The organism is Aquimarina sp. AU119 (assembly GCF_900312735.1).
GTDB lineage: Bacteria > Bacteroidota > Bacteroidia > Flavobacteriales > Flavobacteriaceae > Aquimarina > Aquimarina algiphila.
The window spans coordinates 44,300-68,803 of the sequence record NZ_OMPF01000039.1; the positions used below are offsets into that span (position 1 = coordinate 44,300).

21 protein-coding genes are annotated in these 24,504 nt (G+C 33.0%); 9 read left to right on the forward strand and 12 right to left on the reverse strand.

Annotation, left to right across the window (positions count from 1 at the left end; translation table 11 throughout):
* The first annotated feature begins 287 nt into the window (after positions 1-287).
* Entirely contained in the window at positions 288-4,742 is a 4,455-nt protein-coding gene (locus DK442_RS27390) for a T9SS type B sorting domain-containing protein (RefSeq protein WP_160114392.1), read from the forward strand.
* A gap of 34 nt (positions 4,743-4,776) precedes the next feature.
* Positions 4,777-5,772, forward strand: coding sequence for a type IX secretion system membrane protein PorP/SprF (locus tag DK442_RS27395; RefSeq protein ID WP_109439116.1), 996 nt, complete (start codon positions 4,777-4,779; stop codon positions 5,770-5,772).
* Between the two features lie 38 nt (positions 5,773-5,810).
* On the opposite strand, the gene DK442_RS27400 is transcribed toward DK442_RS27395, so the two are convergent.
* Together DK442_RS27400 and DK442_RS27405 are read right to left on the reverse strand one after the other, a co-directional pair.
* Positions 5,811-6,548 (reverse strand): LytTR family DNA-binding domain-containing protein, encoded by a 738-nt coding sequence (locus DK442_RS27400; RefSeq protein ID WP_109439117.1) that lies wholly within the window; start codon positions 6,546-6,548, stop codon positions 5,811-5,813.
* Entirely contained in the window at positions 6,545-7,657 is a 1,113-nt protein-coding gene (locus tag DK442_RS27405) for a sensor histidine kinase (RefSeq protein WP_200825181.1), read from the reverse strand. The genes DK442_RS27400 and DK442_RS27405 overlap by 4 nt, the downstream gene beginning before the upstream one ends.
* Before the next feature lie 269 nt (positions 7,658-7,926).
* On the opposite strand from DK442_RS27405, the gene DK442_RS27410 reads away from it, so the two are divergent.
* Both DK442_RS27410 and DK442_RS28420 read left to right on the forward strand, forming a co-directional pair.
* Entirely contained in the window at positions 7,927-8,445 is a 519-nt protein-coding gene (locus tag DK442_RS27410; RefSeq protein WP_109439118.1) for a hypothetical protein, read from the forward strand.
* A 130-nt stretch (positions 8,446-8,575) separates the two neighbouring features.
* Positions 8,576-8,740, forward strand: coding sequence for a hypothetical protein (locus tag DK442_RS28420; protein ID WP_160114393.1), 165 nt, complete (start codon positions 8,576-8,578; stop codon positions 8,738-8,740).
* A 53-nt stretch (positions 8,741-8,793) separates the two neighbouring features.
* Here the strand turns inward: DK442_RS28420 and pabB are convergent, their stop codons facing one another.
* Both pabB and DK442_RS27420 read right to left on the reverse strand, forming a co-directional pair.
* A complete protein-coding gene (pabB, locus tag DK442_RS27415; RefSeq protein WP_235011042.1) occupies positions 8,794-10,101 on the reverse strand; it encodes an aminodeoxychorismate synthase component I in 1,308 nt (435 codons plus the stop codon).
* Positions 10,102-10,108: 7 nt separating this feature from the next.
* Positions 10,109-10,645 (reverse strand): NADPH-dependent FMN reductase, encoded by a 537-nt coding sequence (locus DK442_RS27420; RefSeq protein ID WP_109439119.1) that lies wholly within the window; start codon positions 10,643-10,645, stop codon positions 10,109-10,111.
* Between the two features lie 85 nt (positions 10,646-10,730).
* Between DK442_RS27420 and DK442_RS27425 the strand changes: the two genes are divergently transcribed.
* Positions 10,731-12,086 (forward strand): DEAD/DEAH box helicase, encoded by a 1,356-nt coding sequence (locus DK442_RS27425; RefSeq protein WP_109439120.1) that lies wholly within the window; start codon positions 10,731-10,733, stop codon positions 12,084-12,086.
* Positions 12,087-12,212: 126 nt separating this feature from the next.
* Here the strand turns inward: DK442_RS27425 and DK442_RS27430 are convergent, their stop codons facing one another.
* From DK442_RS27430 to DK442_RS27465, 8 genes are all read right to left on the reverse strand, one after another.
* Entirely contained in the window at positions 12,213-12,824 is a 612-nt protein-coding gene (locus DK442_RS27430; protein ID WP_109439121.1) for a TMEM175 family protein, read from the reverse strand.
* A 44-nt stretch (positions 12,825-12,868) separates the two neighbouring features.
* Positions 12,869-13,270 (reverse strand): hypothetical protein, encoded by a 402-nt coding sequence (locus DK442_RS27435; protein ID WP_109439122.1) that lies wholly within the window; start codon positions 13,268-13,270, stop codon positions 12,869-12,871.
* A gap of 11 nt (positions 13,271-13,281) precedes the next feature.
* Complete coding sequence (locus DK442_RS27440; protein ID WP_109439123.1) at positions 13,282-13,734, reverse strand: SRPBCC family protein; 453 nt, start codon at positions 13,732-13,734, stop codon at positions 13,282-13,284.
* Positions 13,735-13,820: 86 nt separating this feature from the next.
* Positions 13,821-14,387 (reverse strand): DUF1566 domain-containing protein, encoded by a 567-nt coding sequence (locus tag DK442_RS27445; RefSeq protein WP_160114394.1) that lies wholly within the window; start codon positions 14,385-14,387, stop codon positions 13,821-13,823.
* A gap of 24 nt (positions 14,388-14,411) precedes the next feature.
* The gene (locus DK442_RS27450; RefSeq protein ID WP_109439125.1) at positions 14,412-15,551 is read right to left on the reverse strand and encodes a ferritin-like protein; all 1,140 of its coding nucleotides are present in this window, start codon (positions 15,549-15,551) and stop codon (positions 14,412-14,414) included.
* Between the two features lie 16 nt (positions 15,552-15,567).
* A complete protein-coding gene (locus DK442_RS27455; RefSeq protein ID WP_109439126.1) occupies positions 15,568-17,172 on the reverse strand; it encodes a GMC oxidoreductase in 1,605 nt (534 codons plus the stop codon).
* Entirely contained in the window at positions 17,169-17,726 is a 558-nt protein-coding gene (locus DK442_RS27460; RefSeq protein ID WP_109439127.1) for a hypothetical protein, read from the reverse strand. Before DK442_RS27460 ends, DK442_RS27455 begins: the two co-directional genes overlap by 4 nt.
* A 52-nt stretch (positions 17,727-17,778) precedes the next feature.
* Positions 17,779-19,386, reverse strand: a complete 1,608-nt coding sequence (locus tag DK442_RS27465; RefSeq protein ID WP_109439128.1) for a phospholipase D-like domain-containing protein — start codon at positions 19,384-19,386, stop codon at positions 17,779-17,781.
* Positions 19,387-19,925: 539 nt separating this feature from the next.
* On the opposite strand from DK442_RS27465, the gene DK442_RS27470 reads away from it, so the two are divergent.
* From DK442_RS27470 to DK442_RS27485, 4 genes are all read left to right on the forward strand, one after another.
* Positions 19,926-20,681 (forward strand): NYN domain-containing protein, encoded by a 756-nt coding sequence (locus tag DK442_RS27470; RefSeq protein ID WP_109439129.1) that lies wholly within the window; start codon positions 19,926-19,928, stop codon positions 20,679-20,681.
* Positions 20,682-20,704: 23 nt separating this feature from the next.
* Positions 20,705-21,250 carry a metal-dependent hydrolase gene (locus DK442_RS27475; RefSeq protein ID WP_109439130.1) on the forward strand — a complete coding sequence of 182 codons (546 nt, stop codon included), beginning with the start codon at positions 20,705-20,707 and terminating at the stop codon, positions 21,248-21,250.
* 9 nt (positions 21,251-21,259) lie between these two features.
* Positions 21,260-23,032, forward strand: a complete 1,773-nt coding sequence (locus DK442_RS27480) for an ABC transporter ATP-binding protein (protein WP_109439131.1) — start codon at positions 21,260-21,262, stop codon at positions 23,030-23,032.
* 79 nt (positions 23,033-23,111) lie between these two features.
* Entirely contained in the window at positions 23,112-24,485 is a 1,374-nt protein-coding gene (locus tag DK442_RS27485; protein WP_109439132.1) for a DUF3179 domain-containing protein, read from the forward strand.
* Positions 24,486-24,504 lie beyond the last annotated feature (19 nt).

The window sequence follows — 24,504 nt, forward strand, 5'->3', positions numbered from 1 at the left end:
ACTTTATTTAATACAAGGTTTATTGTTTTAAAATTCTCCATACAAAGCCCTGGATTCCTCTCCTTTTTTATCCAAAAAACACTTAGAAACAAAACTTTATTTTTTCAAAATTTTAATTATGGTAAGACTTATCTATCTGTTTTAAACTAAAAAGAAAAATAATGTTTTTAAAAGGATATTCATTTGTTGAGTTGTTTTTATAATAGAATGGCAATCAAAAAGATTTAACTAATCAAATCCATTCAAAATTATAGAAAGAATAAAACCTAACACAAACCCAACTCACCGTGAACACAAAGACATATTTGATTGTAGTCATTCTTTTGACTATATCAAAGGGCTTATTCGCACAAACAATGACATTAACCTCAAATGCGCCTTCAAATACCATTTGTAGAGGAGATATTATTCAGGTTGATGTAAATATAACTCCTCCAAATGGAGCCAGTGGATATAATTGGACAAATGTAACTACTGGTCAATTTATTAAAAGTGTAAATGGCAATGCCGGAACATTTCATCTTTTTACTGGTGCAGATAGACTTCTCACAAATAGCACCATAAGAGTTGAAGCTTTTGGCGGAACAGGAGGAAACCTATCACAGACCATTGACATTATAGTACAACAGCCTGCAAACCCAGGTACAGAAGGTAACCTCCTTTTATGTAATAAAACAGGAGATATTGATTTGTTTACATTACTTCAAGGAAACCCTGACAGAGGAGGAACTTGGGATCCTCCATTGGCCAATGGAGATAGAGGTACTTTTACCATTGGTACTGATACTCCAGGGATATATCGATATATGATATCGGCAACAGCTCCCTGTTCTGATAGCGAATCTCGTGTAGTGGTAAAAGAGTGTTTTAATGATGATTTTGATAATGATGGAGTTAACAACAAAGATGATTTAGATGATGATAATGACGGAATCCTAGATTCCGTAGAAAACTCTGCTTGTACTTCTGCTACTTTAACTGAATCGAGTCCTGTCGTAGATATAGATTTTGGAACAGGCAATACTCCTACTACAGATCCTAATATACAAGGACACCAACATAATCCTAATTGGCCGGATGATGGATTCTATAATGTAGCAAATTCTTTATACATGTTTAATTCTGCCAATTTTGATGTATGGTTTATAACGACAGATACAAATCCAGTACCACATTCTGATGGAAACGGAGATGTTAATGGTCGATTTTTAGCGGTCAATATTGCTTCAAACTTCGGAAATAAAGTATTATATGAGCTAAAAGACATTCCTATTTCTGCCGGAATACAATACAATTTTAGAATTGACATGGTTGGACTATGTGATAGAGGGTGCGCAGATGTTCCAGCATTAGACCTGGAAATCATAGATCAAACAACAGGAAATACTATACTTTCTACTACTTCTGCAGCTCTGGGAGTTGCCAATGATGATATTTGGAGAACACTATTAGACGATATTACGGTTCCTACAAATACCTTATTAACATTACGTATACGAAATCAACAGTTGCAAGGGAGTAATGGAAATGATATCGGAATTGACAATATTCGTTTTGCTCCTTTAGAATGTGATTCTGACAGAGATGAAGTCCCAAACTTTCTAGATCTTGATAGTGATAATGACGGTATTTTTGATATTATCGAAGCTGGTCGTTCTGATTTAGACACCAACGGTGATGGAATTGTCGATGGAATTCGCGATACAGATGGAGATGGAATCGCTGATATTGGAGTTGATGTAAATGGTGTTCCTATAGCAGCATCTGGAGGGTTAACTCCAATAAGTAGTGATGGAGATGGACTCCCTGATTATTTAGATATCGATGCTGATAATGATGGTATACAGGATAATATTGAAGGACAAGCTACATTAACTTATATAGCCCCAAGTGGAAATGATCTGAATAAAAATGGAGTTGATGATGCATATGAAGGTGTTGGTTCAATTACTCCTGTAAATACGGATACAGATACTTTACCCGATTATTTAGACCTAAATTCTGATGATGATTGCTTAAATGATACTGTAGAAGCATATGATCTTAACCTAGATGGTATTTCTGACATCACCGCTATTGGAACAGATACTGACAATGATGGTATGGATAATGCCTTTGACGTTGTAATATTAGATGCACTCACAGCTATTACAAACCCCACAGATAATGGTGAATTACCTACCGACTTACCAAACAATCATAACATTGGGGGAGATGCTGATTTTAGAGAAGAATTTAAAAAAGTAGATGAAAAGAAAACCGCTGGCGGATGTGCAAGCGGAATACCAACTATTAACCTATTTGATAGTCTGGCGGATGCTGCAATTCCGGGTGGAACTTGGTCAGGACCTAGTGTTTTAACAGGAGGTGAATCAGGAACATTTAATGCAACTACCAATGTAGCAGGAACATATACATATACACTTCCAACAATTGGATCGTGTCCCTCCAGGAAAGGAGAAGTTAAGGTATCTATTGTAAGTACATCAGATCCAGGGACCAATGGAACATTGAATACATGCGTATTGGTCACAACACCTATTAATTTGTTTGATAGCCTAGGAGGTACTCCCGATACAGGAGGGTCATGGAGTGATCCAAACGGAAATCCTTTTGGAACCACTGATCAAGGAGTACTTAACCCCTCTGCTACTGGCACACTACAAGGTACTTATGTATATACTGTAGGAACAACAGGTTGTAGTAGTAGTGCTAACGTAGAGGTTACTATAAACCCTGGAGCTAACGCAGGACTAGATAATAAAGTATCATTCTGTTCTACACAAAGTAGCATCAATTTATTTGATAGTCTTGGAGGTACTCCAGACATAGGAGGATCATGGATTGACCCTAATGGAAATCCATTTGGCACTACCGATCAAGGAGTGTTGGATCCATCACTTACAACTACATTATCGGGTGATTATATTTATACCGTTTCTGCAACAACTTGTCCTATTCAGGACACAGCTATAGTTACAGTAACCATAGAAATTGCTCCAAACCCAGGAACTAACGCATCGTTAGAAATCTGTGCCAATGCTTCTGCTATTAATTTGTTTGATAGCCTTCGGGGGGCTCCAACAACAGGAGGAACATGGACAGGGCCTGGGGGAGCAACTTTTGGAACTAATGATAAAGGAGAGTTTAACCCGGCTAGCGATGCTGCCGGAACATATACTTATACCACAGGAACAATAGCGTGTAATAATACAGCAACGATAACCGTAACTATTAATCCTGCAGCTAATGCAGGTGAAGATAATAAGGTTTCTTTTTGTTCTACTGATACAACTATGAATTTATTTGATAGTTTAGGTGGTTCGCCAAACATCGGTGGATCATGGACAGATCCAAATGGAAATCCTTTCGGAACAACCGATCAAGGAATAATAGACCCGTCAGCAACAACTACCCTATCTGGAGATTATACCTATACTGTTTCTACTGGAAAATGTACAATACCAGATATTGCTAAAATCACCGTGGTGATTGAAACAACACCAAGTATTTCTTTTGATAAAACTACTTGCTCTGATGATCGCAATAGTTATAGTGTATCATTTACTTCTAACGAAACATGGTCTATAACCATTGATCCACCTAATGCCGGTATCATAGATGTTACAAATTCTATGATTACAGGTATTGCTAGTGACACCGATATCATAATTACTGCCACAAACCCAACTAATACTACTTGTGAAGATACTTTAAATATCATTGCTCCTGATTGCACTTGTCCTGATATTACAGAACCCACTAACCCTATTCATCAACGAATTTGTGCTGGTGATACTAATCCTGTATTGTCTGTAACAGTTTTGACAGATCAAACAGCAAATTGGTATACTCAAGACGGCACTCTTTTAGTTGCAAATACTACTACGTATACTCCAATAGAAACTGCTATCGGGACCTATACCTATTCTGTAGAAGCTTTTGATAACAACGAAAAATGCCCAAGTGATCGAATACCTGTATTTTTTGATATTGTAACTGCTCCTGAGGTAACATTATCTAGTGACAGTGCGATATGTGTTTCTGAAGATGGAGTGCCTTTACCTACTAATGATTTTCCCTTTATTGATACTTTTTTAAGTACTACAGATTTTACATTTATATGGAGTTTTGAGGGTACAGTAATTCCCGGACAAAATTCTTCTGGTATTGAAACCTTGTTACCAGGTACTTATACAGTACAATATACTGATAAGGTTTCAATGTGCTCAGATACTTCAAGCGTCACCATAAATGCTATAGAAGGTCCGCAAAGGTTAGATCTTTCTTTATCGTTAGGAACTTTTGCAGATCATAATGATATTATTGCCACAGTAGCTGGTAATAGTGAATATGAATTTAGTCTGGATAATGGATCTTTTCAAACTGAAAATATTTTTAGGAATGTTGCCTTGGGATTACATGAAGTCACGGTTAGAGATATTTATGGTTGTGGAAACCTATCTAAAGAAATTTTCGTCATGGGTTTCCCTAACTTTTTCACTCCTAATAATGATGGCATTAATGATACCTGGAATGTAATTGCTGACGAAAATTTACCAGAAATGATAATTTATATATTCGATAGATATGGTAAGCTTTTAAGTCAACTTAATCCCAATGGACCTGGATGGGATGGTATTTATAATGGGCGAACTTTACCTTCAACAGATTATTGGTTTGCCGCTCAGTTTAAAGATGGTTCAGAAACTTATCGTAGTCATTTTACTTTAAAGCGATAGCCGTGATCTCATTTTTTATATCAATACAAATCATATGAAACTCATTAGCATTTCCCTTCTCGGAATATTGATGTTATGTACAAAAATTGGCATCGCTCAGGAAGGATTACCAATATACTCAGATTATCTTACCGATAACTATTATCTTATACATCCATCAATGGCTGGTGCTTCACAATGTTCACAAATACGATTAACCGGTAGAAGAAATTGGGTAGGAGAAAAGGATACCCCAGGGCTTTTTACGGCTGCTTTTAATGGAAGACTAACAGATCAGTCTGCAATTGGTGCTACCGTATACAACGATGAAAATGGTTTTTTTTCACAAACAGGAGGTTTTCTTACCTATTCGCATCATTTAATGTTTTCGAGGAGTGAATTGGACCTAAACATGTTATCGTTTGGATTAAGCGCTGGAGTTATTCAATATAGACTTGATCAAAGTAGTTTTATTTCAAACGGAGACCCCTTAATATCCGCAGGGTCTTTAAGTTCTGCAGAGTTTAATATCGATTTTGGATTATCATATAATCTATACAATTTCTATACACATGTGACCATGAAAAATGTATTAGAAAACTCCGGAGTTAATTCTGATTTTCAAGCTACACCTAATCTTAGAAATCTATTAATATCTGTCGGGTATGTTTTTGAAAGAGGTAATAAAAACTGGTCGTTTGAACCATCCATATTATACTCATACAGAGATGGTGTTAAGCAATCTAATATCGATTTAAATCTTAAATTTTATCGCAATGTAAGCGTTGGAAAAATTTGGGGAGGATTATCATACAGAACCAGTCTGGACAAAATAGATTTTGCAGATGGTACCGAGTTAAAAACTCAAACTCTAAATTATATTACTCCATTTATTGGCGTAAATTATGGAAAATATGTATTTGCTTATACCTATTCATATCAATCAAACCCAGTAGTATTTAATAACGGAGGATTTCATCAAATCACTTTAGGAATTGATTTTTCATGTAGAAAGAAACGTTATGCTTGTTATTGTCCTGCTGTAAATTAGGCGTTATAGTATTGATGTAAAAGTAATTCTTATTTCTTTTAATAGTTGTTTGTATCATTTTTCCATAGTTTATCTGATAGTACTTTTTCTTTAACTTCTTTACGATAATTTCGGCTAATAGGAATACTATCAGAACCAATCAAAACCTCATGACTTTCGATAGAATCGATTTTAGGAATAGATACAATATAGGATTTATGAGTTCTTATGAAATTCTTATCTTTTAATTTTTCCTCAACACTTTTTAGTGGTAATAAGGATATGTATTTTCTATCATATGTATGAATACTTACATAATTCTGTAGCGCTTGAACAAAAAGTATATCTCTAAAATAAATTTTTTCAAATTTATGATCACACTTTATAAAAAAATAGTCTTCTGTGTACTTATCAGAAACCAATTGACCTGATGTATTTTGTAATTGAAAAAAATCGTTAGCTTTATTTGCTGCTTTTATAAAACGTTTTAATGTAACAGGTTTTAATAAATAATCCAATACATCCAGATCAAAACCTTCTAAGGCATAACTAGGATACGCAGTAGTTAGAATAACCATAGGAAGATTTGACGTTATCTTCAGAAAATCTATTCCATTAATCACAGGCATCTGAATGTCCAAAAAAATAAGATCTACTTTTTTCTGATTCAGTATATTGGTTAATTCAACAGGACTATTCCCCTCACCTACTTGTTCCAAAAAACCTATTTCAGCTATATAATTATTAATACATTCTCTTGCCAAAGGTTCATCATCAATAACGACACATTTTATCATAACTGGTATGGTTTTAATTGAGGAGAGATATGCTCTTCTAGATTTAATTTTAGTACAACAATATATTTGTCGTTCTCCTGATTTAGTTCTAATGTATAATTATTAGGGTATAGTAACTCTAATCTTCGCTTTACATTTTTTAAACCAAGTCCGCCATAGGTAACTGCGTCTCTCGAGATTTTTTCATTTTGTGCTACTGTATTCGATATTTTAAACATAAATTGATTATCCACCAAACGTACCTTGATCTCTATACGGTTAGGTTTATTGTTATGTTGAGATATATGTTTGAAAGCATTTTCTATGAAAGGCATTAGTAAAAATGGAGCTACGGCAAGATTTCCTGATGACGAGTTTGGTAGGTCTGCCGTAATCACAAAGTTATCATTCTGCCTTAGTTCTTCTAATTCTATAAAACTTCTTAAATAGGATAATTCTTTATCCAACAAAATTTGATGTTCATTACATTCATATAATTGGTACCGTAGTAGATCCGAAAATTTAGCTAACGACTCAGTTGCCATAACTGTATTCTTATTAATTAGCACAAAAATAGAATTGATTGTATTAAACAGAAAATGTGGATTAAATTGTGATTTCAAAAACTTTAGTTCAGTTTCTAATTTCTCTTTTTCCAATACTCGTTGTTGTTTTTGTGATGACAGCCAATTTTTAGACAGTTTGATACTCATACCAAGCGTCATTGAACCTATGGAAGAAGGGAGTGTATTCTGCAGAAAAATCTTGTATAATCCTGACAAAGAAATTTGTAGTTCAGGAAAAAAATAATAACCCATGATATTTGGAGTAAGAATAAGTATAGCCATTGTTATAATAGTAATGATAACCAGTACGATATACTTCAAATATTTTGATTTCTCTAAATATTTGGGAATGAGAAAATATAAACAAAAATATACTCCTATAGCTTGAAAAATCACAAAAGAGAAAAACCAAATAAAAACTGAAGGTTGACTAATCTGATCAAAAACTTTAATAAAACCTCCTTTAAAAACTATCCACCAGGTAAAATGATATGCAAACCAAAATACAAGATGGTAAATCTTGTATTTAATTACCCAATCATATATAGACTTTATCGCATTCAACAGCTTTCTGTTTTTTAAACCAATGAAAATCAAACTTACAATATTTTAATAAAAACATTCCATCACTCATTATCAACAGTTTAGTTTTATTGACAAGATGCTAACTTTTATTGATAAGATGTCTATTTAATATGAATTGGACATGATAGGGAATTAATAGAGCAAAATAGTTGTTTAATCAAGTATAAACGACCTGTAATCAATTTGATTTTACCATCATTCTCATTTGCTATTGATTTGTAACACATTAATTTATTAAATCAAAAAACATGAAAACATTAATCATACATCTTTTAATAACAATAAGTATAACGACTATAAGTTATGCTCAAAATCTAAATGCTGAGTTAGAAAACACAACTTATAAAATTAAGTCAAACAAAAATGTAACTCCACATTTTATTAAAGAAGTGCAAAATAGAAATACGCCCAATCATGCAAAACATTTTGAAAACTTAGCTTCACAATGGGGTATACAACAAGTATCTAAATATGATAAACCTAAAAAATCATTTAATGCTACTTTTAAATCCGACAAAGGGCAAATCGCTGTAACTTATGACAAAAATGGAAAACTAATAGCTGCAGAAGAAGAGTTCAAAAATATAGCTTTACCAAAACATGTAATACAATTTATTTATAACAAACATAGAGGATGGACAGTAACTGGCAATATATATTCTGTTTCTTATCACAGAAATAAACTCCTTAAAATTTTATATGAAGTACAATTAAAAAAAGGGTATCTAAACAAGAGTGTACAGCTTAACATTGATACTATATATTAGTTAGCCTAATACATAGTAAAACTATCAAAAATGAATGGTAAATAATCTAAAAAAATAGTACCTTAAAAATGTTTAAATCAGAATGTAATTAACATCATCCAATTACTTTTAATCTTAAAACCTAATCATTATGTTAAATCACTTTCTAAACCCTGTAAATATTAGGGTACTAAAGAAATCAGAGCAAAGTAAAATTAACGGAGGTACTGAAAACCCTTGTTCTCTTGGACATCATGTTTCCTGTGGATTTTGTATTCCTAAGGAAGAGCCTTCTGATGTTTGCTTAGATCCTTGAAAATTATAAAAAAGCTGTCTTAGACGACAGCTTTTTTACATATTTAGTTTAAACTATGAAGCTTCTAGAACTTCACGCATTGCTTTAGCTTTTAGTAAACACTCCTCGTATTCTTTATCTGGATCTGATTCTGCTGTTATTGCGCCACCTACAGTATATGAGATATATTTTTTTTCTTCATTATAGAGTATACTTCTAATCACTACATTAAAATCAAAATCTCCTGTGGGAGTAAAATATCCAACGGCTCCACTATACAAGCCTCGTTTAGATTCTTCTAAATCTTCAATAATCTGCATTGCTGAAATTTTAGGCGCTCCGGTCATACTTCCCATAGGGAATGTAGTTTTAATAATATCTACAGGCGAAGTGGTTTCATCTATTTTTGAAACTACAGTAGATATCATCTGATGGACTTGATTAAATGAATATACCTTACAAAGTTCTTCAACAGTAACAGAACCTTTTACAGCGGTTCTTGATAAATCATTACGAACCAAATCTACTATCATTACATTTTCAGAACGTTCTTTTGGATCATTTTTTAAAGCTGATACTAATTTTTCATCTTCTACTCTATTCTTAGATCTTTTTGCAGTCCCTTTAATCGGTTGAGAAATAATTTTCTGTCCTTCTTTACGCAAATAGCGTTCGGGAGAAGCTGACAATAAATAGTGTTTATCTATTTTTAAAAATGTAGCAAAAGGAGGTCGTGAAATAGCATTAAGGTGATGATAAGTCTGCAAAGGATTAATACAACTCTCTTTTGCAAAAAACTCCTGACAAAAATTGGCTTCGTAAATATCCCCTCTATAAATATGAGTCAACATAGCATTGACTTTTTCTTTATATATATCTTTGGTTATCCTAAGACTTATCTTAATCTTACCACAAGGAGATTCTTCAGCTTTATTTTGTGTTGTCAATAAAGTGGTAGAAATGGTTTTAAAATCCTCTTCAATTTCATCATCAACCATTCTTAAGTAATGCATTTCTAATACATCTCCAATAAAAAAAAATATTTTTTTGGGCTGAAAGAAATATAAATCTGGAAATTCTAATTCGTCTTTATTTCTAGAAACAAGTTCTTCTGTATCATTTTTAAGCTCATAGGAGAGATATCCAAAAATCCAATCTCCCGATTGTTCTTGATATTCTTTTAAGCTATCAAATCCATTATGATAATCTGTCTTAATTGCGGTAAAAGCCTCAACAGCCAAAATACCATCAAAACTAGAATATTGTTGAGTAAAATCATTAGAGTCCATCCAGGTGATTTCATCAAACTGTTGTGCCCATTGTAAGAGTTTGAGTTTAAATTCTGACGGGTTTTCTAATGTATATTTTTTGATACTTCGCACCTACTCATTAAATTTGATGTGCAAAAGTACTTATAACCTGATTTAATCCCAATAAAAGTGTCTCATCTGTTACGGTATTGGACTCTACCGAAAAATTATCATAAAAAGAAGGAAAACTAAAGCTTTCTATAATTTCTGCTCCAAATCTTGGAAATACATTTTTGGCATATTCTAAAGAACTTACTCCTCCTCTTTTTCCAGGAGAAGTACTCATTAAAAGAATTTTTTTGCCTTCTAAAAAATTACGGTCCAAACGGGATAACCAATCTATTATATTTTTAAAAAAGGCTCCCCAACTACCATTATGTTCATTTACTGAAATTATCAATGCATCTGTATCAGATATTTCCTGTCTAAGTCCCATTGCCATCCCGGGAAAACTATTATTTCTTTCCTCATCTTCACTATACATTGGCATATTATAATTTGTTAAATTGACAATTTTAACCTTATGTCCTTCTATTTTTGATGCTACAAATTCTACAAGTTTATGATTGATAGAAGTACTGCTATTAGAACCTGCAAAGGCGATAATGTTTTTCATTGCTATATCTTAAGAAACCAAAAGTAACTAAAATCAAAACAGTCACAAAATAAGGCTACCTTTGTATCATCAAAAAACAAATCAATTGACTTTTCAAGATTTAAATTTAAGCACGCAACTTCTTAATGCCCTTGACGATTTAGGGTTTGAGACCCCCACTCCTATCCAAGAGCAAGCTTTTTCTGTAGTAATGTCTGGAAAAGATGTAGTAGGTATTGCACAAACAGGTACAGGAAAAACATATGCTTATATGCTTCCTATTTTAAGAATGCTAAAGTATTCTGTACAACAAAACCCAAGAGTATTAGTGTTGGTTCCTACAAGAGAATTAGTAGTTCAGGTAGTTGATGAAATTGAAAAACTATCCACATATATCAATGTAAGAATTACAGGAGTATATGGAGGGACAAATATAAATACTCAAAAACAAGCTGTTTCTCAAGGATTAGATATCATTGTAGCTACTCCGGGACGCTTATATGATCTAGCTGTGAGTAGAGTGTTACAATTAAAATCTATTCAAAAAATAGTAATCGATGAAGTTGATGTAATGTTAGACCTTGGTTTTAGGCATCAATTGATGAATATTTTTGATATCCTTCCTCGGCAACGACAAAATATTATGTTTTCTGCTACTATGACCGATGAAGTAGATAAAATGATTTCAGAAACATTTGTCAAACCTCAAAAAATATCTGTTGCAAAAAGTGGAACTCCTTTAGAAAACATTAAACAGTTTGGATATAAGGTCCCAAACTTTTATACTAAGGTTAATTTACTAGAACATTTACTTTCAGATAAAGAAACGTTTCATAAAACCTTAATTTTTGTCGGTTTTAAAAAAATAGCAGATCGACTATTCGAACAGTTAGAAAAACAATATGCCGATGAAATTTGCATTATTCATTCTAACAAAACTCAGAATTATAGACTACGTAGTATTGAGCAATTTAGACAAGGAGAAAATCGTATTCTAATTGCTACAGATGTTATGGCTAGAGGTTTGGATATAGAAAATGTAAGTCAGGTAATCAACCTTGACACTCCAGAATATCCTGAAAATTACATGCACCGTATTGGTAGAACAGGTCGTGCAGAAAAAGAAGGAGTTTCTTTTGTGCTTACTACCGAAAAAGAACAAGAACATCTTGACCGTATCGAGAATTTAATGGAAATGAAAATCGAGCAACTGGATATGCCAGTAGGCGTAGAAATTTCTGATCAACTTACTCCTGAAGAACAACCTGTTGTAAAAGAGATTAATAATCCTCATAAACGTCCTAATGATGAAGTTGGACCAGCTTTTCACGAGAAAAAAGAAAAAAACAGAAAAGTAAACCTGGGAGGATCATATCAACGTGAAATTAAAAAGAAATACAAAAAACCTAAGACAAAAGGTGATAAAACCTATAATTTAAAGAATAAGAAAAAAAGGAAATAAGATTCAGTCTTTCGTTCAGAAAGGATTACAAATAAAAGAAAAAGCAAGAATCCTTGAAAAACTAATTCTGAATTTCTTGTAATGGAAAAAGTACTGATTGAAATACGTTTTTTTAAGATACTTTTTTTAATCAATTTTTGGAAATACCTGATTGGTATTTACTATAGAGATCATACTGTTCCGCATTTTTTTTAATTCAATAATCTGAAAAAAAATAACAATCACAAAACAACCAATACCTATATAAGTATTGAGAAATGCTAAGAGTGCTCCCATTATATATATAGCTGAAAAAATGATATCTTTTTCTTTTCGCCCAATAAGTTTACCCAATACAGAGGTCTTCCCAATATGACCAATTATACATTGTTTTAAAATAAAAAATGATATTCTACTCATTAGTAATACAAAACCGTATAAAGCAACAGGGATGGCATCAATATGATTTTCACCAATCCAAGAAGTTGTAAAAGGAATTAATGATAACCAAAACAATAAATGCAAATTAGCCCATAAAATTTTGTTATTAACGGTTCCTATTATTTGAAATAAATGATGATGACTATTCCAATAAACACCAATATATATAAAGCTTCCTAAATAGCTAATAAATATTGGAAAAGACGGAATAATAGCTTCGAATGTAGTTTCCTTGGGTGCTTCTAATTCTAAAACCATAATAGTAATAATAATAGCAAGTACACCATCGCTAAAAGCTTCTAATCGACTTTCATTCATTTTTTTTAGTATAACTAGTTAAACATAGATATGTCAAATACTACTTATTTAAAATAATTTCGATCATCTGGTGCTTCGTTTAAAGTAAATGTATGTTGGTATTCTGGATCATATACATTTAATATAGTATAAGTTCCCGAAGTTTTCCATGATTCGCCATCCCAGGTTCCATCATCATTAAGTGATTTTTGAATATGTTGTGACTGAATTAAAACACGACCCCAAAACAACCATTTACCATTTATATTATGCACATAATAGACTCTAACCGGATCTAATTGAAAAATTCTGGCACTTGGTTTATCTTTAAACTCAAACACCATACCTTCTACATCTTTTAATGTAACTGGTGTTTTCTTATGCTTTTCCAGGTCAAAAATATGAACAGGAAATCCCTGTTCTATTGTTAGTTGTAATGTGTCATTAATTTCTACGAGACTTCCCATTTTTATATTTTTTAGTTATTAATTAATTTTCCTCCAAACATCTTCACTAAATTTTTGAATCCATTTTGATAAAACTGTGTTAACCCATCTTCTGAAGAATAGAATGTAGAGGACCACTGTACTATACAGCGCTTATCCAACTCTGTTTCTATAACTTGAATTTGAGCATGGTATTTTTGTGTCGTTTCTCCCCACTCTCCTTTATACCATTTATACTTATATCGCATATTTTCATTATCCATAAAAACTAATTCCTCCCATGTTGGAGTTTGGCCGGGAAAGATTAATTTTCTACGAATATCTCTCTCTTCTCCTTGTCCTTCCATTACTTCAGAAATCGGAATATCTGGATGCCATTGGTTTATATTATAAAAACCCCCAACCAGATGCCATACTTTGGCTGCAGAAGCATTCAATTCACATACTACAACTACTCTCCAATTCTTATATTCTTTTGTACTCATTTTGTTATATAATCTAAATTTCAAATTCTATAATTCTTTATACCACCGAATATCTTTATAGTTCTGCTTTAAGAATTATTTGTTAATTAAAAAGAGCGAACAGCGCGAACCCGGCATTCATGATTCTTAAGATCCGTAAATATATTACCAATCAGAAAGTATTGAGCCCAAGCAAAATTGAGATCTAATTCTGTAGAACTCCAATAGAAATCACTAGCAAAATTACCAACATCTTTGTGCGGAGGTTTGGCACCACGGCCTATATTTGTATACATTAAGCTTAATTCTTTTTTTGATGGTAAATACCAATCTGTAAAACCGTTTAATTCTAAATCGTAACAAAGTTGTGCTGCGTATGGTTTGGTTCCTTGACTTACAATAATCTTTGATGTATTAGCTTTTCCTGATCCAACAATACTATCAAAAGATTTGGTATTAGTAAAAGCTCCATAATGCCATTGACTTCCTGTACTTTGATCTTTTGCTGCACATACCAATCCATGTTGTCCAGTCGCATCCAAATAGAATATAATCCCTCCTAATTCTGGTACATTCTGACCAATACTATATTTGGGAGTACTCTTACTCTGTGCAAATACATTAATGGTAGCTAACAGCAAAAAAGCGAATAAAATATTTTGTGTTTTTTTCATTGTATTATTTTTTAAAAAATTCAATTATATCATTCTAAAACAAGGTCCGTAGTGAAGTCCCTCCTTATGATCGGGAATTGGTGTCTGAATAAGAGGTAAAGCAAAGTGTTCTAATTTAAACATCACTTCGACAGCATTTACTAAAGCCGCCTGTCCTCTGCCATTTATTGCCCAGGCATCTTCTAAAAACTTTACTAAATCGGTATACACTTTATCAAATTCATGAATTAAATACCAAACTTCTGGCGATACATTTTCTTCTAAATACCCTCCTTCTGGAACTCTTGCAATCTTATATGTCTCTGGGCGTGGATTAGGATCTTTAAAATAGTAAGTGTCTCCTTCCTGAACTATCTTCTTCTTATAAAAGACTTCCCAAAAACGATAGAAATGTGCTAAATTGTCCATCCCTGTACTTGCAGGAGTTACATTTTCTGAACCTTCACCTTGCTCCTTAATCATATCTATAGCTTTAGAAACGCTTTTAGCATCGGCCATTACCCACCAAGATAACGGACCTGCTAATTGACGTTCTACATTCATTTTTGGCTGTAGTTCTTGAAACAGTTCATTAATTCTATCATATAATTCACCAATAGTTGTATTGTGTTCATAACTTTGATCATGCTTTTTAGAACTAATACTTCCATCTTCAAGACAAAGCCCACCAATACTTACCAATTCTTTGGTTTCATAATCATATATATCTGCAATTTCTTCTGGTAGTTCTATTTCCATAAAATTTCGGAGGGAACAATCGTTCAACCCTTCTAAATGCAAGAAAAGATCTGGATGTACTCCTCCTGGTAATCCCGAAGGAAATTTTAATCCGTTTTCTGGATCATAAATTTTAGGTTCACCACCAATACCCACAATCATATTACATACCATAGCCATATGTAACATTTCTTCCTGAAAGATATTACGGATAGATTTTGCAACATCGCACTTATTATCCTTAATAGTCCACATTGCCTGTAGGTATATTGGTATGGTTGCAAATTCCAACACCACGGCATTATTTAATAATTCTTTTAAAACATATAGCTTATCTTCTTCCTCATCACTTACCGATTTAGAATGCTTGATTAATTCTTTTAAATTATTAATCTTTGTTGCTTTTTCTTGAAAAACATTTTTGAATTGTATTGCTTCTGTTGACATTTTTTTTCTTTAAACGTTAGTTTTTAGTAGCTTTTTTTGTCAAATGATCCACCAATCTAAAAGCCATTGCAGTAAGAGTAAGTGTTGGATTTACAGCACTTCCTGTTGGAAAAGCCGCATTAGAACACACATACAAATTATCGGTATCATGTACTCTCATAAATTTATCGGTCACACTGTTTTCTGGTGAAGTTCCCATACGTGCTGTTCCTGTTGTATGATGCCCTCCTGGTTTTTCTACTTTTGATTTAATGACTTCTAATCCCATTTTTTCTATAATTGCTTCCAATAATTTTAAGCGATCATTTGCATTTTTCATTTCTTCATCTGTCCTGCTAAAATGTACCGTGGTTTGTGGTAATCCAAAACGATCCACCCCTGGTTTTGCTTCTAAACGGTTACTATGCTTTCCTTTTTCTTCTAAAAAAGCCTGAATTTGAATTTCCATTTCTCCATAGACAACCTTATCAATTTCTTCTCTTGTTTTTCCATCAATCATTAATTGAGCAATATCTATATTAGGAGTAACACGGTTTTTAAACATAAATATCTTTCCCTTTTTCTGGTGTTCTTTTGTATTATAGCTATGAGACATTAGCGTTGGAAAATCATATTCCTGAAACCATCCATTAGGGTTAGATTTTGCTTTTCCAGTAACATTTAACATAGAATGTGACACCACGAATCGTCCAACAAGGTCATGGTCATTACCAATACCATTTTCCCAAAATTCGTTTTTAGACGCTCTCAATAGCTTAGGAACATTGTATGCTCCAGAAGCCAAAATAATTGTATCTCCATATACTTTGTGTTTTTCTCCATTTAGGTTATCTGTATAAGTAACAGATTCTATTTTTGATTTATTTAGCACATTTACTTCATGTACAGGAGCATTTATACGAACTTCAAAATTGATAAATCGGGTATCATTTTTCAAATCGTCTAGTACGTATTGCGCATTAAATCGTCCTCCGATTGGACAATACTTACAGGTTCCGGTTGTCATACATTTTCGGTACCGCGCAATGGGCATTTTACCTGATTTTATCTTACTTTTTGTTCCTGGATCTATGTCCCCATCCTGATAAGTAACATCTAATTGCTCCCATGCTTTAATCATTTCTCCATCTGCTGCCGTCCATTCAAAAGGTGGTACCGGATAAGGTTTTGATCTGGGAATCCAATTTGCATCGTCATCCCCACAAACAGATAAAAATGCTTCGGCATCATTATAATACGCTTCTAAATCCTCATAATTAATGGGCCAATCGGCACCTTCTCCTGTATTCGTAAAAAGATTAAAGTCTTCTGGTCTAAAGCGTAAACACCATGCTCCCCAATGCATCGTAGAACCTCCATAAGCTTTTACACGAACACCATCGGTTTGATAATCAATGTTTCCTGTAGAGTCTGCTTCAAATTTTTGATCATAAGTAAATGTATATGGTCTTTCCCCTCTGGTAATATAATCCCACCAAAAACGTCTGTCTTTTGCTACAATTTCTGGTCCTGCTTCGAGAATCAAAATAGAAGCATCATGCTTTCTTTCGAGCAACCCTTTAGCAATAGTTGCCGCAGCAACGCCGCCACCAACAATTACATATTCAAATTGGTTTTTCATGCCTGGTCATTTTTCGAATTAGTACTATCAGGATTATAAGATCGCACTCTAGAAAGACGATTATAACGAGTTCCTCCTAAAAAGCCATGGTAATTTTTTGCCTGTTCTCCTCCGAATTTGGTGCCCCAACTTTTAAATCCACCTGCAGTAATTTGCATTCTAATAAATTCATTTACTACATAAATTTTACAATGCGCTAATCGTGTGGTTGGTGGTGCATTATTATCTATTCCACTCTCAAAGAATAGCTTTTTATATGCCTCTTCATTTCCGTACATTGCTTTTAATTCATTAATCACATAAATAGCATTTACATATTCTCCTGAATAATTAGGTGCATTTTCTGTTTTTGCCTTTAGCATCTCGTACCAGGAGCTTCTTTGATTATTAGAATCGTAAATCGTGTTAGACCAATTGGTACCAATAGCTTCAAAGATTTCCCATAATGCCTCTTTGTTTTGATATGTAAGATCCTGTCCTTCTGCAAAAATCAGACCGGCTGAGAGTTTTTCATTACAGACTGGTCCTCCAATACAAGTGAGTTCTTCATTCATAAAGTGTCCTTATTTAAAAAAAGTTATTGTATTCTTATTTAAAAACTATGTACTATCTAAAAAGTTCACGCTCCATTAAATGCTGTGTTCCTTTTTTAAAATAGATCTCTGTCCAAGAGTTATCTGTAGCCAAAAAATCACTAAAAAAAACTTCATCCTTACCATGGTTGGCCATTTGATCACGAAATTCATAATGGTTAAATAGACGTACAAATTCTGTAAGATAAATATCTACGACACTGGTATTACCTCGAATAATGATCATATTTTCATCATTATTTTGCGTGGAACTTTTTGAAAAATTTGCAGATCCTGTGATCAATATAGGATCATCTGTTAATGGATCTACAAACAAATATTTAGTATGTAAATATTTAACATGATCATTAAGTCCAGTAAGATGTTCAGATTCCCATCCTTTTAATCCTTCTTCTTTAATTTCTTCTTTATTAATAATTGCGCCCATTGCAATTCTATTATTCTTCGTGTTTTTAAAAAGATCAAAAGTGTTCCCCTCTTTTTCTAGTAATATATACCGCAGTGATTTATCTTCTACACTCATGATTTCGGCAAAATCCTGGTTTACACCAAAAGCAGCAGTAAATCCAATAGATTGCTTAGCTGTTTCAATTTGTTTTCCATACCATTCTAAAACACTTAGATCTTCTCTGGGGCTAAAAATTGGAGTAATACCTTTATCTATCTTGCCGTTTGGTGTTGGTGTATGTTTATCATTTTCAGGACGTAGTTCTTTCATTTCGGGATTTTTTGAAAGACGTGTCCAATATTCCATATAATCAGAAGCTATTTTTTCATCTCTAACAATATGTCCAACATTTGATTGTCCAAAAATTCCACCCTTGGTAAAATTAGTAGACCCCATCCACACTTCTTTTGGTTTTCCTTTATATAAAAGCACAATGTATTTATTATGTTTTATGGAGGAATTTGCAGATCTGGGAATCATTAATTTTTCTATTCCAGGAACTTTAGCAACTGCTTCATCTGTATTTTCCCATGGACCATTTTTTGATCTATCGTATATGATTTTCACATCAGCACCTGTTTTTGATGCATCATATAAAGCCTGAATAACAGGAACATGATCAAACTCGTATGCAGCTACTCTTAATGAATAATCCTTACCATTTGCTTCTCCTATAAATGCTAACATGGCTTCTTCTAATCCACGAGACAGCCATTTATATGCTTCGTTATTAGGAACTTCATCAGGGTTTTTATTGTCAAATTTTTGTGCATATGCCTGACTAACCGTTCCTCGATTGAAAAAAACTCCATGGGTCCCTTCATTAGGGTTTTCAGTTGTGACTTCAACATTAATTTCATCTCCTTCCTTTAAACTAGCAGCTGTTCCGTATACAGGACACACAGTATATTGATACTGAGTATTTGGTTCTGCAGTATAATCACTCCAAAGAAAAGCCTGAATTAAATTTGTGTCCTCTTTTTTTCCATTTTTTTCAAACTCTTTAAAACCTCTTAGATTTTTTACTTTTCCAGATAGAATATTTTTTCGTTTAAAAAAGAACCCTAATAACCCTTTTCTTGCCTTTTCATCAACATCTAAGCAAAGTACCACAACATGTGTTCCTGCTATAACATGTAGAGAAACTCCATTAAGTTGGTTTCGTAATCTCATATTTTTTGTTTTAATGTTTTAAATCATCTGAAATCTTGGTTCATCAAAACAAGCTACACTCCTTTTGATAGTGTTAAGTTATAGTGACATGATGAAAAATAATATTTCATTATATTTCATGAATCTAACCTCATAAAAGTGATCTATTTACACTCGTTACTTCTAAATAGCACTAAATGCTCTCCTGGTTGCTAGAGATATTACTTTATTAAATCATTAGCTTTTTTTATGAGGTTTTCAAAAAAACAAGGAAGCTTAAAGACGAAGAAGGTAATTCTAGATATAATAGATGATTTACTATTTTAATACTTTATCAATTAACACTTTACCCTTACTAATTCACAAAAACTTTGCTATTATCAAATCAAAGAGTACTAAAACGTATCTAGTCATATTAAGAATGTTCTAGAAAAAAACACATCCAACGATTTAATATTAATAAAGAAGATGAATCTTATGAAATAAAATGAAAAATCTGGATCAATACTTACTGTAAAAGAAAATGAGTTCGTACTTTGTAAAAAAACTAATCTCTTTTCATGGATTTAAATCTTGCAGTACTAATCGACGGTGATAATATACCATCTACCTATATCAAAGAAATGATGGAAGAGATAGCTAAATATGGTAATCCCACCATAAAAAGAATTTATGGCGATTGGACCAAACCGGATCTTACCAAATGGAAGAAAATTCTTCTTGAAAATGCTATAACTCCTATTCAACAATATGGTTACACCAAAGGAAAAAATGCAACTGATTCTGCTATGATTATTGATGCTATGGATATTTTATACTCAGAAAAAGTAAATGGGTTTTGCCTGGTATCCAGCGATAGTGATTTTACTCGTTTAGCTACTCGACTTAGAGAAGCAGGAATGAAAGTTTTTGGAATTGGAGAAAAGAAAACTCCTAATCCTTTTATTGTTGCTTGTGATAAATTTATTTATCTCGAAATACTAAAACATGAAGCCGAAGAAAATGAATCTGAATCTACAGATAGTAAACCTATATCTAAGAGTAATGTAGATAAAATAACGCAAAAAGATATCAGATTAATTTCATATACAATATCTGATTTGGCAGACGATGATGGCTGGGCTTTTCTTGGTGATGTAGGAAGTCTTTTACAAAAGAAACAACCCAACTTTGACTCTAGAAACTATGGTTTTCAAAAACTAACTCCGCTAATTCAATCCATTAAAAGTTTTGAAATAGAACAACGTGAAACTACAAAGGGGAGATCTAAACTAATTTACGTTAGAAACAAAAAGCAAAACAGGAATAAACATTAAAAGACACTTAGACTACTCTAATTATGGCATCCATCTTTGCTCACGGATTTACTGCTTTTGCTTTTGGTAAAAGTTTTTCAAAAGAAATCATCAATTGGAAATTCTGGTTCCTAGGAATCCTTTGCGCTATTATACCCGATGCTGATGTTATCGGTTTTAAATTCAATATAGCATATGAAGATTTTTGGGGACATCGAGGATTTTCTCATTCATTAGTCTTTGCTTTATTTTTCGGAATAACCATGACCTCTATTTTTTATCGTAAGAAGCTAATGACTAAAACTGGCTTAATATTAATTACTTATTTTTCAGTTTGTACAGCATCACATGGTATTTTGGACGCTATGACTACAGGAGGTTTGGGTATTGCTTTTTTTTCTCCTTTTGATGATACACGCTATTTTTTTCCGTGGAGACCTATTAAAGTTTCTCCCATTGGAGCTAGTAATTTTTTTAGCATTTGGGGAATTAAAGTATTGTTAAGTGAATTGATTTGGGTCGGAATTCCAGGTGGTATTTATATATTAACGATGTATTATGTCAAAAAACGTAAGATTCAATCAAACTGAACAACAAGCATGAGAGAATTTCAAAACACCACTACTTCTAAAGACAAAAAAAAGTCAAAAGTAACTATTGGAAAAGCATTTAAAACCATTATTTGGCCAAGAAGAAATCTTGTTTTTATTGGATTACTTCTCATTGTCATAAGCAGGTTAGCTAGTTTAGTATTACCTGTAGCTAGTAAATATCTCATGGATGACGTAATCGCTAAAAAAGATTACGAAATGCTGAAGTTATTATTAACAGGAGTAGGAATTTCAATTCTAATACAGGCTATTACTTCATTTCTTCTAACTCGGATACTTAGTGTGCAAGCTCAATTTTTAATATCAGAATTACGAGCACAAGTACAGAAAAAAGTATTATCACTACCTATTAGCTTTTTTGACAATACCAAATCAGGAGCCCTAGTATCTCGTATCATGAGTGATGTAGAAGGCGTTAGAAACCTTATTGGCACGGGATTAGTACAATTGGTCGGAGGTACAATTACAGCAATCATTTCATTAGTTTTATTAATTCGAATTAGTCCATCAATGACTCTATTTGTATTGGTTCCAGTATCTGTATTTGGCGTAGTTGCCTTAAAAGCTTTTAAATACATAAGACCTATCTTTAGGAAACGAGGAGTTATTAATGCTGAAGTTAAAGGCAGACTAACAGAAACCCTTGCCGGAGTTCGAGTGATAAAAGGATTTAATGCAGAGGAGCAAGAAAATAGAACTTTTGAAGAAGGAGTTGATCGCTTATTTCAAAATGTGAAAAAAAGTTTAACAACTACTGCTCTGATCACTAGCTCGTCTACATTTCTATTAGGTATTGCTTCTACCGGAATTATGGGGATTGGTGGTTATAAAATTATGGTTGATGAACTTACTGTTGGTGATTTTCTTTCTTTTACATTATTACTTGGTTTTATGATTGCTCCAATAGTACAAATGAGCAATATAGGAAGTCAGTTGACTGAAGCATTAGCGGGATTAGATCGTACCGAAGAGCTCATGAATATGACTCCAGAAGAGGAAATAGAAGATCGAACGGTAGAATTAGTTGATATACATGGAAATATTATTTTTGATGATGTTACTTTTTCTTATGAGGAAGGAAAAGATGTATTGCATAATATTAGTTTTAAAGCTACTTCAGGATCAGTTACTGCTTTGGTAGGTAGTTCGGGATCAGGAAAGTCTACGATTGCTGGACTATCAGCCACTTTTCTAAATCCAAAATCGGGTCTTATTACTATCGACGGTCACGATTTATCAAAAGTCAAACTAAGTAGCTACAGAAGGAACCTTGGAGTAGTTTTACAAGATGAATTCTTATTTGAGGGTTCTATACGACAAAATATCTTATTTCCACGACCAGATGCTACAGAAGAACAATTACTTCAAGCAGTTAAAGCTGCATACGTTAATGAATTTACAGATCGTTTTGATGAAGGATTAGATACGCTAATAGGTGAACGTGGGGTAAAATTATCTGGAGGACAACGACAACGAATTGCAATAGCAAGAGCAATACTAGCAGATCCCAAAATTATCATTCTCGATGAAGCTACTTCTAATCTAGATACAGAAAGTGAAGCATTGATTCAAAAAAGCCTTAGTGAATTAATGAGAGGTAGAACCACTTTTGTGATTGCCCATAGATTAAGTACCATTAAAAAAGCCGATCAGATTTTGGTCATAGAATCAGGAAAAATTGCCGAACGTGGCACTCATGATGAACTCATCGCTTCAGAAGGTAGGTATTTTGATTTATATACGTATCAAGCAAGGATCTAGTAAAAGAATAAAATCTTAAAATTCCTTTATCGGTGTAGAAATTACCATCTTAATACGACTTACTTCTAAAGTAATTAGGATGATACGATTTATATTTGCCTTGGTTTTTATCTTCAATATTGGTGTGACCAATGCTCAAAATACGGTTAATAATACCTTAGAAAAACAAGACTATGAATATTTTCTGGATTTCTTTACTTCTGGAAATACTCAAGTCCATAAAGAAGCACTAAAATATATTGAAGATCACTGGAAAGAAAGTTTTGAAGTCATGGCAGTTGAAACCATGTACTTTTTAAGAAGCCCCTCGACTTCACTTAAACTTCTAAACATTCTTCAGAAAAAAACTAAAAAATATTATCCTCGCGATTTTGATAAATGGTATGAATACATATGGAGTAAACAATCGTCTTATCCAGATGCTTACTATACCTTTAAAGCTATCCTACATAAAGCTATAGATTCTCGTTTTGACAGATATTTCCTGGATCGCGAACATCAATCTACCATTCGATTAGATGAAGTACGTTGGGGAGGTGTAAAACAAGATGGTATCCCGCCACTTCGAAATCCCAAAATGCTCAATGCAAAAGATGCGACTTATCTCGATGATAAGGATATTGTTTTTGGCATTTCTATTAATGGAGATACGCGTGCATATCCAAAACGTATTTTAGCCTGGCATGAAATGTTTACCGATCAAGTCGGAAATATTCCCGTTACCGGAGTATACTGTACATTATGCGGAACTGTAATTTTATATAAAACAGAAAAAGATGGAATTCGCTATCAAATGGGTACTAGTGGTTTTTTATATCGATCTAATAAATTAATGTACGATCAAAAAACACAATCGCTTTGGAATACGCTTTGGGGAAAACCTGTTATAGGACCTTTGGTAGGCAAGGGTATTGAATTAGAATACCTTAGTGTGGTCACAACAACTTGGGGAGAATGGAAAAAACGACATCCAAAAACTACTGTTTTATCCTTAAAAACAGGACATCGTAGAGATTATAATGAAGGAGTTGCTTATAAAGATTACTTTTCGACCGATGAATTAATGTTTACGGTGCAAGAAAAGGATACCAGATTAAAAAACAAGGAAGAAATTCTAGCCATACGACTTCCTGATAAAACTGAAGAGAATATTGCCATTTCATCCAATTTTTTAAAGAAAAATCATATTTATAAAGGTGTAATAAATCACAATAATTTTACCGTATTTACAGATCAAAGTGGTGCGCATCGTGCATATTTTACCAAGGAGATTGAATTTACTTCATATGACAAAACATCATTAGCCCAAGACAGTAATGGTGAAACTTGGGAACTAGATGAAAATCAAATTAAAAATATTAAAAGCGGTAAAACTTTACAACGATTACCTACTCATAATGCGTTTTGGTTTGGTTATCATGCTGCTTTTCCAGATGTGAAATTGATCAAATAAGCTTTATTCATTATCATCA